This is a genomic window from Sphingorhabdus sp. (assembly GCF_044239665.1).
GTDB lineage: Bacteria > Pseudomonadota > Alphaproteobacteria > Sphingomonadales > Sphingomonadaceae > Sphingorhabdus_B.
Window position 1 is genome coordinate 16,677 of record NZ_JBIIBA010000003.1, and the last position, 12,936, is coordinate 29,612.

12 protein-coding genes are annotated in these 12,936 nt (G+C 54.4%); 5 read left to right on the forward strand and 7 right to left on the reverse strand.

Going from position 1 to position 12,936, the window contains the following annotated elements:
* The first annotated feature begins 30 nt into the window (after positions 1–30).
* A complete protein-coding gene (gene ilvD, locus ACILP3_RS01410) occupies positions 31–1,752 on the forward strand; it encodes a dihydroxy-acid dehydratase (RefSeq protein WP_395614891.1) in 1,722 nt (573 codons plus the stop codon).
* A 41-nt stretch (positions 1,753–1,793) separates the two neighbouring features.
* On the forward strand, positions 1,794–2,993 hold the full coding sequence (locus ACILP3_RS01415) for a class I SAM-dependent RNA methyltransferase (RefSeq protein WP_395614892.1): 1,200 nt from the start codon (positions 1,794–1,796) through the stop codon (positions 2,991–2,993).
* On the opposite strand, the gene ACILP3_RS01420 is transcribed toward ACILP3_RS01415, so the two are convergent.
* The 5 genes from ACILP3_RS01420 to ACILP3_RS01440 form a co-directional block, all read right to left on the reverse strand.
* Positions 2,990–3,433, reverse strand: a complete 444-nt coding sequence (locus ACILP3_RS01420; protein WP_395614893.1) for an MAPEG family protein — start codon at positions 3,431–3,433, stop codon at positions 2,990–2,992. The two genes, ACILP3_RS01415 and ACILP3_RS01420, sit on opposite strands and share 4 nt — an antisense overlap.
* A 12-nt stretch (positions 3,434–3,445) precedes the next feature.
* Entirely contained in the window at positions 3,446–3,874 is a 429-nt protein-coding gene (locus ACILP3_RS01425) for an MAPEG family protein (protein WP_395614894.1), read from the reverse strand.
* Between the two features lie 147 nt (positions 3,875–4,021).
* Positions 4,022–5,227 (reverse strand): type III PLP-dependent enzyme, encoded by a 1,206-nt coding sequence (locus tag ACILP3_RS01430; RefSeq protein ID WP_395614895.1) that lies wholly within the window; start codon positions 5,225–5,227, stop codon positions 4,022–4,024.
* 162 nt (positions 5,228–5,389) lie between these two features.
* Positions 5,390–6,544, reverse strand: a complete 1,155-nt coding sequence (locus tag ACILP3_RS01435; protein WP_395614896.1) for a carboxynorspermidine decarboxylase — start codon at positions 6,542–6,544, stop codon at positions 5,390–5,392.
* 167 nt (positions 6,545–6,711) lie between these two features.
* Positions 6,712–7,920 (reverse strand): saccharopine dehydrogenase family protein, encoded by a 1,209-nt coding sequence (locus tag ACILP3_RS01440; RefSeq protein WP_395614897.1) that lies wholly within the window; start codon positions 7,918–7,920, stop codon positions 6,712–6,714.
* 54 nt (positions 7,921–7,974) lie between these two features.
* Here ACILP3_RS01440 and ACILP3_RS01445 point away from each other — a divergent pair, with 54 nt between their 5' ends.
* Positions 7,975–8,961, forward strand: a complete 987-nt coding sequence (locus ACILP3_RS01445; RefSeq protein WP_395614898.1) for a threonine/serine dehydratase — start codon at positions 7,975–7,977, stop codon at positions 8,959–8,961.
* Here the strand turns inward: ACILP3_RS01445 and hemA are convergent.
* Positions 8,949–10,175, reverse strand: a complete 1,227-nt coding sequence (hemA, locus tag ACILP3_RS01450) for a 5-aminolevulinate synthase (RefSeq protein WP_395614899.1) — start codon at positions 10,173–10,175, stop codon at positions 8,949–8,951. The genes ACILP3_RS01445 and hemA overlap by 13 nt on opposite strands.
* A 123-nt stretch (positions 10,176–10,298) precedes the next feature.
* Positions 10,299–11,102, reverse strand: coding sequence for a glutamate racemase (gene murI, locus ACILP3_RS01455; protein WP_395614900.1), 804 nt, complete (start codon positions 11,100–11,102; stop codon positions 10,299–10,301).
* Positions 11,103–11,202: 100 nt separating this feature from the next.
* On the opposite strand from murI, the gene plsY reads away from it, so the two are divergent.
* Positions 11,203–11,802: a glycerol-3-phosphate 1-O-acyltransferase PlsY gene (gene plsY, locus ACILP3_RS01460; RefSeq protein ID WP_395614976.1), complete on the forward strand. Its 600-nt coding sequence runs from the start codon at positions 11,203–11,205 to the stop codon at positions 11,800–11,802.
* A gap of 8 nt (positions 11,803–11,810) precedes the next feature.
* Positions 11,811–12,905 carry a DNA-processing protein DprA gene (gene dprA / locus ACILP3_RS01465; protein WP_395614977.1) on the forward strand — a complete coding sequence of 365 codons (1,095 nt, stop codon included), beginning with the start codon at positions 11,811–11,813 and terminating at the stop codon, positions 12,903–12,905.
* Positions 12,906–12,936: the final 31 nt, after the last annotated feature.

Below are 12,936 nucleotides of genomic sequence, written 5' to 3' on the forward strand. Positions count from 1 at the left end.
TTAAAGCGCTGCCTTGAAACGGAGTTCAAAATGCCAAACCAATTCGACAAGTCCAAATTGCCAAGCCGCCATGTGTCTGTAGGGCCCGAACGCGCGCCGCATCGCAGCTATTATTACGCAATGGGCCTGACTGCCGAAGAAATTGCGCGGCCTTTTGTTGGTGTGGTCTCGGCTGGAAATGACAGCGCTCCGTGCAACACGACGTTGGACGCGCAGGCCGATATAGCGCGCGTTGGCGTGGAGCAGGGCGGCGGCATGCCGCGCCGTTTCAATACCATCACCGTGACGGACGGCATTGCCATGGGGCATCAGGGGATGAAAGCCTCACTGGTGAGCCGTGAAGTGATTGCGGATTCGGTTGAACTTTCGGTGCGTGGCCATTGCTATGACGCGCTTGTGGGCTTTGCGGGATGCGACAAGTCGCTGCCCGGCATCATGATGGCGATGTTGCGTTTAAACGTGCCATCAATCTTCGTATATGGTGGCTCCATCCTTCCTGGCCGGCACAACAACAAAGACGTCACGGTGAAGGACGTTTTCGAAATCGTCGGCAAATACGCAGCCGGAGCTTGTCCTTTATCGGAATTGGAAGAGCTTGAACGTGTTGCCTGTCCCGGCCACGGTGCTTGTGGCGGACAATATACCGCAAACACCATGGCCTGTGTTGGCGAAGCGATCGGTCTTTCGTTGCCCAACAGCAACATGGCCCCAGCGCCTTATTCGACGCGTGACCAAATTGCGCATGCGGCGGGCGTTCAAGTGATGGACTTGCTCGCACGCAATATCAGGCCGCGTGACATATGTACGCGCGAAGCCTTCGTGAACGCAGCACGAATTGTTGCTGCGACGGGTGGTTCGACCAACGCCGCGTTGCATTTACCGGCAATGGCGCATGAGGCAGGGATCGATTTTGATCTTTTCGATGTGGCCGACGCCTTCAAAACAACGCCTTATATGGCCGATCTCCAACCCGGCGGTCAGTTTGTCGCACGCGACATGTATGATGCTGGTGGGGTCTATATGCTGATGAAGTCGTTGCTGGCTGAGGGGCTATTGTTTGGCGACTGCATTACAGTTTCGGGCAAAACACTTGGTGAGAATATCGACAAAATCACTTGGAACCCGGATCAAAAGGTCATTTACCCAGCAACGGCGCCTATAACCCCCACTGGCGGCGTTGTTGGACTTCGCGGCACGCTGGCTCCAGAGGGCGCAATCGTGAAAGTTGCGGGCATGGACCGGTTGACCTTCACTGGCCCTGCGCAGGTTTTCGATTGTGAAGAGGATTGCTTTGCCGCGGTTGAGGCAAGGGAAATTCGCGAAGGTTCCGTCATTGTCATTCGTTATGAAGGGCCACGGGGCGGCCCGGGAATGCGCGAAATGCTGTCGACAACGGCTGCCCTTTACGGGCAGGGAATGGGGGAAAAGGTTGCGCTCATTACCGACGGCCGCTTTTCTGGCGCAACGCGCGGCTTTTGTATTGGCCATGTTGGACCGGAGGCTGCTTTGGGCGGGCCAATTGCTTTGATCGAGGATGGTGACGAGATCATGATCGACGCCGAGACGGGTGTAATTGATCTGAATGTTGCATCGGAAGTCCTTGAAGAACGTCGCAAAAACTGGAAACCGCGTCAGACGGATTATCAATCTGGCGCGATCTGGCGTTACGCCCAAAATGTTGGTCCAGCCTATAAGGGTGCGGTGACCCATCCCGGCGGAGCCGCCGAGACGCATGTCTTTGCAGATATTTAATCGCCAGTTGATTGCTTACCCCATCACGGGCATGGGGCGGTATGGAAATGACAGAAGAGATTATCAGGGTCGCCGCGCGTGGTGATGGCGTAACCGCAAATGGCCGTTATGTGGCGCTTGCCGCTCCTGGCGACATCGTTGATCCGTCAGGCGGTTTAATACACGGCCCACATCATGTTGCGCCGCCCTGTCAGCATTTCCCTTTATGCGGCGGGTGTCAGTTGCAGCATCTGGATGAAGACAGCCTGCGCCTGTTTATTGCCGAGCGCGTGACCCACGCCCTTGCCACGCAACAGGTAAGCATCGGCGAAGTCATGCCTGTCCATCTGTCGCCGCCTAAGACGCGCCGCCGCATCGCGGTACGTTCGGCGTGGGCAGGTAAGCAGTTTCAGCTGGGTTTCAGTACAGAAAAAAGTCACCGTATCATAGATTTAAAGCAATGTGACGTCATGGTGCCGGAGCTGTTTGCCTTGCTTGCGCCGATGCGCGATTTGCTTGAGCCACGGCTTAACCGTGCCCGTCAGGTGCAGATCAAAATGGCGATGGTTGACCAAGGCGTTGACGTATTGATCGAAAATTGGATCGCCAATGACCTCGATACGCATGAGCTATTGTCCGAATTTGCCAAAACGCACAATCTTGCCCGTCTTTCGCTGGATGAAGGCTATGGTCCTGTGCCCTTTTATGAGCCGGAGCCTGTTACCGTGACGCTCGGGGGTGTTGCGGTGGGTTATCAGCCTTATGGCTTTTTACAAGCCACTGCCGATGGTGAGGCGGCGTTGGTGAATGCGGTCAATTCCATTATTGGTAACAACAACATCGTGGCGGACTTGTTTGCAGGTTCAGGCACTTTTGCCTTATCCATGGCGGCAGGGCGTAAGGTGTATGCAGGCGAAGCCGACCTGCAGGCGAGCCTTGCCCTTAAATCAGCGGCGGGGCGCGCTGGGCGGGCGATATTTGCCGAACATCGAGACCTTTTTCGCCGACCGCTCACGGCCGAGGAGCTCAATAAATTCCAGACCGTGGTGCTTGATCCGCCACGCGCAGGCGCAAAGGAGCAAGTCGCGCAGCTTGCCGCGTCGAATGTGCCAAACATTGCTTATGTAAGTTGTAATCCCGCCAGCTTTGCGCGGGATGCAAAAACCTTAGTTGCTGCCGGATATAGGTTGCAGCGGATCTGGCCGGTAGGACAGTTCCGCTGGTCAACCCATATCGAGCTAGTAGGCCATTTCAGCCGTTAATGGAGCAACACCGCCATCACGGCATGTGCGACGAGCATCATGAGCGCGATGGACGACAACGCAAACAGCGCAAACCGTATGATCACGCGGTTAGAGAATATCTGAACGAGGCTGTGTGCAACGCGCAGGCCGACATATGCCCAAGCAATAGTCGCGTTCAAATTATCGCCTTGTCCTACCATCGCCAGCACTAAGCACACCGCATAAAAAATAGTAGGTGCTTCATGTAAGTGATTGTAATTATCTGCCACCCATGATGCTCTTTCTTCGCCCTTGGCGACAAGCGCATCGCGCAAAGCGCCGGCGGAGGAGCCAACCATCTTGGCGCCGTCAATGCCTGCACGGCCCATTGCGGGTAAGCGCGTGGCGTACATCCATACCCAAATAATCATCGTCCATGCCGCAAGTGCGACGACTGGCCCTAAAATACTACTTTCCATATCACTCCCCTTTTAAATTGTCGCAAGTAACGCCTGTACCGCCAATATGGTGAGGCAGACAGTCGATAGTAAAAAGAACATAAAACGGATACTGACGGTATTTACCGTTGCTTGCCATAGGCTGTGAATCACGCGCAAGACTGTATAGCCCCAAGCCAACATGACGGACAGGTCCGTTGCGGCGCCGGAGACTGCCAAGATCATGATGGTTGCATAGAAAATCGTCGGCTGTTCCATGAGATGGGCGTAATTATGGGATTTCCATGCTACCGATGGTGGCACATTTGGATCAATATCTTGCCCGCGGCCGCCCGGGGCAGCCTTACCGAGGTCCATGCCGATCTTCGACATGGCTGGAAGCCGCGTCCCTGCCATCCAAAATAGCATCACGAGCGACCACAGCACCAATGCTGCTGCTGGCGCCAGAATAGGTGTATTCATGTAAAAACCCTCCCCGTTATCAGATGGGGAGGGTGATGCACCTCAGATAAATTGTCAAATGTAACCTAGGGTCAAGACCACTTAAATCTACCTTCGCGGAGTCAAAATGGCCTCAAACCGTCAGTGTGGGTTTAAGTGGTCCTGACCCTAGACTTTTGAACTGTGCGAACGGGTTGCCCGAACGCCGGCATCATTGGCTGGAGCCCAGCCATAAAGCGTCGCCATCGGCTGATCACCGACGATCAGCGTTTCAGTCTCACCAAAACCGTTAAACTCGGTCCGCATGGCACAGCCATAAGCGCCGAGCATGCCAACTTCGATATAATCGCCGGCCTGCACATCGTCCGGAAGGATGAAAGGCCCTGCCATATGGTCCATATCGTCGCAGGTAGGCCCGTAGAAGCTGAATTCAGCCATCTGTGTACCAATTGACGTTTCCGACCGTTGAAGGGCCACAGGGAAGCGCCAGCCAATATGCGCGGCATCGAACAATGAGCCATAAGCGCCGTCGTTGATGAACAACTCGTTCCCGCGACGCTTTTCTACCTTCACAAGCAGAGATGCATATTCAGCGCACAAAGCGCGACCCGGTTCGCACCAAAGCTCCGCAGAGTAGCTAATCGGCAAATCCTCGAAGCAATTATGTATAACTTCGAAATAGCCGTCCAAGGCTGGAGGCTCCATGCCCGGATAAACGGAAGGAAATCCGCCGCCGACGTCGACGATGTCCACCGTGACCGACGCCTCGACAATCGCGGCACGGACATGTTCCATGGCTTCAGCATAGGCCGCTGGTGTCATGGCTTGGCTGCCGACGTGGAAACAAATGCCAAGGCTATCTGCAACCTGACGCGTTGCTACCAACAGGTCAGCGACCTCCAACGGATCCGCACCGAATTTCGATGCAAGGCTTAGTTTTGCATGTTCGGATGACACACGAATCCGGACACACAGTTCAAGATCAGTCGCGCCATTTGTTGCGCGCACGATCTTCTCCAGCTCTTCATGACTGTCGAGGCTGAATGTGCGGACATTGTGGTTGTGATAGGCCTGCGCGATAGCGCGCTCGCTCTTAACCGGATGCATGAAGCAAAGCTTCGCGTCGGGCAGGAATTTGTGGACCAACCGCACTTCACCCAAGGATGCAACATCATAATGCGTGATGCCAGCCTCCCAAAGGGTTTCAAGCAAGGCGGGTGACGGGTTCGCTTTGACGGCATAAAGAGACTTGCCCTGAAACTTCTCAACGAAGAAACGGGCCGCGCGCGCAGCAGCATGTGGGCGAAGGAGCGTGATTGGTTCGTCCGGGCGGAGGGCGCGGACTACAGCAAGTGCGTCAGTGTTCTCGTACAATTCAAGGGACCCCCAAAAGATAACATGAAACAACAAGGCTGCCTTGCGGTTATTGGAAGTCCCCCTGGGGCAGCGGACGAGCGCCTTATGAAAAGCTTGGGTAGTTGTAAAGCGATTCGTTTTATTTTTAGGCCGTGATGGTGATATCTATCGGTTCACGGCTTAGCTCAGACGGTCGCGGAACGCGGTCCAGTCGAAAGAGCGCACGCATTCAAGCGCGTCCGTATCGCTATTCCACAACCAAATTGATGGTAAAGGGACGCCATTAAACGTGTTGGTTTTGACCATGGAATAATGCGCCTGATCCAGAAATGCGAAACGCGCGCCGGGCTCCGCTGCGACGGGCAAGACATAATCGCCTATAATGTCCCCGGCAAGGCAGGATGGCCCTCCCAGACGCACAGGAGAGCCTTCTGAACGCTCTCCCAGCATAGCAGGGCGATAGGGTGCCTCAATGACGTCAGGCATATGGCAGGTGGCGCTGATATCGCTGATGCCGACCTGAATCTCGTTTTCAAAAACGTCGAGCAACTCGCCAATCAATATTCCAGCATCCAATGCAATCGCTTCACCGGGTTCGAGATAAACGTCGAGGCCGGTTTCGGCGCGGACATCTTGAATGAACGCGACAAGTTCATCGCGCTGATAATCGGCGCGCGTGATATGATGACCACCCCCAAAATTGATCCAGCTTAACTGATCAAAATAAGGTGCGATATGTGGCTTGAGCGCTTCCCATGTGCGTTTGAGTGGTTCGAAATCCTGTTCACACAGGGTATGGAAATGCAGGCCGGAAACGCCTTTGAGATGTTCTGCCTTCAACTGGCTAATCGGAAAACCAAGCCGTGACCCGGGCGAGCAGGGATCATATTTCGCAACTTCGCCTTCTGCATGTTCAGGGTTGATGCGCAGGCCAACATCAACGCTATCATTCAAAAACGAGGCAAAGCGAAGATGCTGCGCTGGGCTGTTAAAAATGACATGGTCAGATATTTCGACGATCTCGGCCATGTCGGCCTCTTTATAGCCAGCGCAATAGGTAGCAATTTCGCCTGTATAATAGTCCCGCGCCAGCCGCGATTCCCAAAGGCCAGAACTGCATACGCCATCAAGATATTCGCCGATGACGGGGGCAACTTTCCACATGGAAAATGCCTTCATTGCGCAAAGGATTTTTGCGCCCGACCGATTTTTGATGTCTGCCAAAATGGCAAGGTTTCGCCGCAACGCCGCCTCATCCACAACAAAGGCGGGCGAGGGCACGCGGTGAAGGTCAAAATGGGCAAATGCCCCTGGGTCGCCTGCCTTGGTCTCCATGTTTTTATGCCCCCTGTGTCAAACCACCGACGTCATGCTGAACTTTTTTCACCTTTGGTGACTGACGTTCCAGCATCCATCGTGCCACGCGGACCGAAGGATTGAGAGAAAAATGGACCCTGAAACAAGTTCAGGGTGACGTTCAAATTTTAACGTTCCGTCCGGAGTTAAAAGCCCAAAGGCCCGTCCAGTTCCTTCACCTGCCAAGGCAAACCATGCGCATTGAGCATGTCCATGAACGGGTCAGGATCGAACTGCTCCATGTTCCACACGCCAGCGCCCGACCATTTGCCCGTAACCAGCATCGCCGCGCCAATCATCGCCGGAACGCCTGTTGTGTAACTGACGGCTTGATTGCCGGTTTCGGCGTAAGCATCCTCATGATCGCAGATATTGTAGATGTAGAGCGTCTTGTCCTTGCCGTCCTTGCCAAGACCTGTGGCGATGCAACCAATATTGGTCTTGCCCTTGGTCGTTGGACCAAGCGATGCAGGTTCAGGCAAAACGGCCTTTAGGAACTGAAGCGGAACGATTTCCTTGCCTTCATACAACACTGGGTCAATTCGCGTCATGCCGACCGCCTGAAGCACGTTGAGATGTGTGATATAAGCATCGCCAAAGGTCATCCAGAAACGGATGCGCTTGATTTCGGGCAGATGGGTTTTGAGGCTTTCGATTTCCTCATGATACATCATGTACATATTCTTGGGGCCAACGGCTTCAAAGTCGAAACTTTGCTTTACCGACATTGGCGGCGTTTCTACCCAGTCACCATTTTCCCAATGACGCGCGACGGCGGTGACTTCGCGGATGTTGATTTCGGGGTTGAAATTGGTGGCAAAGGCCTGACCATGGTCGCCGCCATTGCAATCCAATATGTCGAGCGTATCGATGCGGTCGAAATAATGCTTTTTCAAATAGGTCGTGAACACGCTGGTGACGCCGGGGTCAAAACCCGAACCCAACAAAGCCGTGAGGCCGGCATTCTTGTAGCGATCCTGATAGGCCCACTGCCAATGATATTCGAACTTCGCGACATCCAACGGCTCATAGTTCGCAGTATCCATATAATGCACGCCAGCGGCGAGACATGCATCCATGATGTTGAGGTCTTGATAAGGCAAAGCAAGGTTTACAACGAGACTTGGCTTGATCTGGTTCAGCAATGCTGTGGTTGCAGGAACATCATCCGCATCCAGACCAAAAGTGTCGATATCGACGCCCGTGCGCTCCTTGACCGAAGCGGCAATCGCATCGCATTTCGATTTGGTACGACTTGCGAGGCTGATATGGCTAAAGATATCCGCGTTCATGGCCATCTTATGGACCGCAACCGACCCAACGCCGCCTGCACCAATAACCAATATCTTGCTCATCTTCTGTTTCCTCTTATCAGAGATTCGTTCAGCGCACGCATATAGGGGCCTTTTATGACAGAACAAGAATTGGCTGCGGCCTATAAAGGACCAACGCGCGATGGCGTGTTGCGGGCGATGACCAAAATTGCCGATATCTTGCCACAAACGCCGTTGCTGCCGCTTGAGGTGGACGGCGTAACTATCTGGTGCAAGGCTGAAATGCTTCAGCCCATTGGCGCGTTCAAGATACGCGGCGCGTGGCATCGCCTGTCCGACCTGAACGAAGAAGAACGCGGGCGGGGTGTTGTCGGCGTTTCGAGTGGAAACCATGCACAAGGCGTGGCTTGGGCGGCGAAGAAGCTTGGAATAGCTGCAACTATCGTCATGCCATCCAATGCGCCGCGCATGAAATTGGAAGCGACAAAGGCTTTGGGCGCAGACGTGGTGCTCTACGAACGCGCCACCGAATCACGCGAAGAGGTCGCCGCTGGGTTGATTGGCAAAAGTGGCGCGACGTTGGTACACGCATTTGGTGACCCGTGGGTCATCGAAGGGCAGGGGACTGCAGGCATCGAAATCACCGAGCAGCTTCGGGGTTTTGGCTTGTCTGGGCCGGATATGATTGTGTCCTGCTGCGGCGGCGGTGGTTTGGCATCTGGCCTTGCGCTAGCCTGTCCGGACGCAGAAATAGCCATTGTTGAGCCTGAAGGCTGGGATGATATAATTCGCTCGCTTGATGCGGGTGAAATTTTGCCTGTCAATGACCTGACTTACCCCACTCATTGTGACGCATTGCAGACGCCGCAAACTTATCCTGTGAATTTTGAGATTTTGCGCCGCCGCGTGTCTCAGGGTGTTTGGGTCTCGACTGGTGAAGTGGCGAGCGCGATGCGCGTGGTGTTTGAAAAGTTGCACCTCGTTGTGGAACCAGGTGGCGCGGTTGCCCTGGCTGCTGTGCTGGCCGGTAAAATTCAACCAAAAGCGGTTACCGCCGTAACTTTGTCAGGCGGGAACATAGATCGCGAGCTGTTCGTGAAGTTGCTTGCTCAGGCCGCTTGAGCGACCGGCATTTCCATCCGGCCCCAGATTTCGACCAACGCCGCCGTCAAATCGCGCATCATCGCCTCATTATGCTGAGGGCCTGGGGTAAAGCGCAATCTTTCGGTGCCACGTGGCACTGTCGGGTAATTGATCGGCTGCACATATACGCCATATTCGGCGAGCAATATGTCGCTTACCTTTTTGGCTTTCACTGGGTCGCCGACCATCAGCGGCACGATATGCGTGTTGCTCAACATCACGGGCAGACCGGCATTGGCAAAAAGATTTTTCAACATAGCAGCATTGGCCTGCTGCGCCTCACGCTCCACGCTTGATGCCTTCAAATGGCGAACAGCGGCCAATACACCTGCGACCAATACTGGCGACAAGGACGTGGTAAAGATAAAGCCCGGTGCATAAGAACGGATCACATCAATGATATTCTGGTCCGCTGCGATATAACCGCCCATAACGCCAAAGGCCTTGCCAAGCGTGCCTTCGATAATCGTCACGCGGTCGGCCACTGCATCACGTTCTGAAATGCCACCACCGCGTTCGCCATACATGCCCACGGCGTGCACTTCGTCGCAATATGTTAAAGCGTTATATTTGTCGGCAAGATCGCAGACCGCGCCAATAGGTGCAACGTCTCCGTCCATCGAATAGACGCTTTCAAAAGCAATCAGCTTCGGTGCTTCTGGATCATCGGCTGCGAGCAATTCTTCAAGATGCGCAAGGTCATTGTGCCGCCAAACGCGCTTTTCACAACCTGCGTTGCGGATGCCAGCGATCATCGACGCGTGGTTCAATTCATCCGAATAAATGATACAGCCCGGCAGCACCTTAGCGAGCGTCGACAAGGTTGCGTCGTTTGAAACATAGCCCGACGTGAATAACAATGCGCCATCCTTGCCATGCAAGTCAGCAAGTTCCTGCTCAAGCTCGACATGATAATGGGTGTTGCCACCAATGTTGCGCGTTCCACCGGAACCTGCGCCCACATCATGCAAAGCGTTTTCCATGGCGCTGATAACGTCAGGATGTTGCCCCATGCACAGATAGTCATTTGAGCACCACACGGTGATGTCCTTGGGACCATTATGTCCAGCGAAGCAGCGGGCGTTGGGATAATTACCCTTATTCCGAAGGATATCGATGAATACACGATAGCGACCCTCGGCATGAAGCCGATCAATCGCTTTTTCGAAAACAGCGTTATAATTCACGGACATTAACCCCGGGTTGAAACCACTATCGCAGTATATGGTCGCCCAATAATCGCGGGCAATGCAAAAATCCAGCGCGAACGACTTGCAATAAGCGTCATTCTGGTTCCGCTATTGCGATATTTTCGCTTACAGTGATTGGATATGCGTTATACCCAAAGAAAATAACGCCGGCAGCAGCGATCCCAGTGCGCTGACCTCTCCCGTCGTTACGAAAATACCGTCTGCCTTTTTTTCGGGCCAGCTTTGATCCTTTGTCAAATGGCAGATGCGGCGGGCAATGCCTGCAGCGCCATCGACAAACCGCATATGCGGGGCCGCGACCAATAATTCATCTTCTACAAGCGGAAAATGCGTGCAGCCTAGCACAGTCACATCAAGGCGTTCGCCAAAGGGTTGATCCATCAAGCCTGCCATCGCCTTGGCATAGATTGCTGGGTCTACAACTTCGCCGCGCATTTTTGCTTCCGCCGCATGTACAAGTTCAGGCGCGGCATGACGCAACAAATGGAATTGCCGTGCATGAGCGGCGTGAAGCGCGTCCACATAAACCTGCCGGATGGTTGCAGCCGTGCCCAATAGGCCAATGACGCCAGTTTCAGTCGCCTCGGCAGCAGGCTTGATCGCAGGAACGGTGCCAACCACGGGGACATTCAAAGCGGCGCGCACATGACTTAGGGCAATAGTGCAGGCGGTGTTACAGGCAATGATGACAAGGCGCGGCTGATAACGCTCAACCCACCGGCCAAGTAAGGCAGGCACGCGTGCCGAAATCTCATCTTCAGTCTTTGTACCATAAGGTAAGCCCGCATAATCGGCGGCAAAAACGATGGGCGCGCGTGGTAAGGCGGCCTGTACCGCCTTTAAAACCGAAAGGCCGCCAATGCCGGAATCGAAAAACAATATAGGTGCGACATCTGGGACAATCGTCATGACACGGCGATAAACGTCAGTGGCCGAGCTGGCAAGGAGACCGCCTTGAGCGTGCGGAACAAAACAGCTACACAATATTGAAATATAGGGGATTCGTGTGGTGAGTGATCTTTGGTTCAACATATTTGCGGGTCTATCGCTTGGTTATGCGCTTGGCTCCATCCCCTTCGGCCTGTTGCTCACACGTTTCTCCGGTGGCGGCGACATAAGGTCCATCGGGTCAGGAAATATTGGCGCGACCAACGTATTGCGGACTGGGCGCAAAGGGCTTGCTGCGCTCACATTGCTGCTGGATATGCTGAAAGGATTGTTCGCGGTCTGGTTGGCCAGTAGCTATCTTCCCGGTGGAGAAATTCTTGCGGCAGCGGGCGCATTTTTCGGTCATCTTTTCCCCGTTTGGCTCCGGTTCAAGGGCGGCAAGGGCGTTGCAACTTATGCGGGCATCTTGTTCGGTTTGTTTTGGCAGGGCGGCTTGGTGTACGCGGCCGCTTGGATTGGCGTGTTGCTGATTTCAAGGATTTCGTCGCTGGCCGGCTTGGTAGCCGCCGTCTCTGCCCCTGTCGCTGCAGCCGTGTTCGGTCATTATGAACTGGTTGCATTGCTCACCGCCTGCACATTGATCGTCTTTTGGAAACATCGGGCCAATATCAATAATCTCATGGATGGCACTGAACCGCGCATCGGCAAAAGCAAAAGCTGATTGTGGCGATGGGGAACAGCCAAGCGCAATTTGATCAGCTTCGCCTGATCCGTTCTCCCAATATCGGTCCTGTCAGTTATCGGCAGCTTATGGCGCGTTTTGGTGGTGCGCGGGCGGCGCTTGAAGCCTTACCTGATCTCGTACGTCGTGGCGGCGGAAAGCAGGCGCTTCTCGCCGATGAGGCGGCCATTGCGCATGAGATTGAGTTTGTTCAAGCCTATGGCGCGCGTCATGTTTTCATGGATGATGTGGACTATCCTTATTTGCTGCCGCACATGGACAATGCGCCGCCCGTCATCTGTGTAAAGGGCAATCTTGCGTTATTGGCGCGTCCTGCTGTGTCCCTCGTCGGCGCGCGCAATGCATCGGCAGGTGCCTGCCAATTTGCGCGGCAGTTGGCTTTTGAACTCGGCCAAATGGGTTTTTCTATTGTGTCGGGTCTGGCGCGGGGCATTGATACTGCCACCCATGTAGGTTCGATCGAAGGCGGAACAGTTGCGGTTATCGCTGGCGGTATCGATGTGGTCTACCCGCCCGAAAACCGAGCGCTTCAGGACGCAATAGCCGAGCGCGGGCTTTTGATTGCAGAACAACCCCCCGGCACAGAGCCGCGGGCACGGCACTTCCCCTATCGCAACCGCATTATTGCCGGCGTTTCGGCTGGCACAGTGGTGATTGAGGCTGCGCCTAAGTCGGGATCGCTCATCACTGCGCGGCTTGCGGCGGAGGCTGGGCGTGAGGTCATGGCTATTCCCGGCTCACCACTTGATCCCCGCTCGCGGGGCTGCAACCAGCTTATTCGGGAAGGCGCAACTTTGGTGCAGAATGCATCGGAAATTGCGGAGCTTATTTCTCCCTTAGACAACCGCATGCTTGCGCCTGTAAGTATATTCAAACCGTCCGTTACCGCAGTCAACGATGATGGAAGCCATTTGGAGCGCAGCGCGGTTGTTGACCTAATGGGTATGACCTATGTCTCGGTTGATGAATTGGTGCGGCAATCCGGCAGCAGTCCATCGACTGTCCAGCTGGTGTTGCTTGAATTCGAGTTGGCCGGAAAACTCGAACGCGGGGCAGGTGGGAAAGTCCGCTTGGCGACATAAAACACAGCCGCATTTTTCGTCTTGACGAGGC

Coding starts and splice junctions, on each gene's coding strand:
- ilvD (WP_395614891.1), top strand. CDS start 31: ATGCCAAACCAATTCGACAAGTCCAAATTGCCAAGCCGCCATGTGTCT.
- ACILP3_RS01425 (WP_395614894.1), bottom strand. CDS start 3,874: ATGAATACACCTATTCTGGCGCCAGCAGCAGCATTGGTGCTGTGGTCG.
- hemA (WP_395614899.1), bottom strand. CDS start 10,175: ATGTCCGTGAATTATAACGCTGTTTTCGAAAAAGCGATTGATCGGCTT.
- dprA (WP_395614977.1), top strand. CDS start 11,811: ATGGGGAACAGCCAAGCGCAATTTGATCAGCTTCGCCTGATCCGTTCT.
- murI (WP_395614900.1), bottom strand. CDS start 11,102: ATGACGATTGTCCCAGATGTCGCACCTATATTGTTTTTCGATTCCGGC.
- ACILP3_RS01445 (WP_395614898.1), top strand. CDS start 7,975: ATGACAGAACAAGAATTGGCTGCGGCCTATAAAGGACCAACGCGCGAT.
- ACILP3_RS01415 (WP_395614892.1), top strand. CDS start 1,794: ATGGAAATGACAGAAGAGATTATCAGGGTCGCCGCGCGTGGTGATGGC.
- ACILP3_RS01440 (WP_395614897.1), bottom strand. CDS start 7,920: ATGAGCAAGATATTGGTTATTGGTGCAGGCGGCGTTGGGTCGGTTGCG.
- ACILP3_RS01435 (WP_395614896.1), bottom strand. CDS start 6,544: ATGGAGACCAAGGCAGGCGACCCAGGGGCATTTGCCCATTTTGACCTT.
- ACILP3_RS01420 (WP_395614893.1), bottom strand. CDS start 3,433: ATGGAAAGTAGTATTTTAGGGCCAGTCGTCGCACTTGCGGCATGGACG.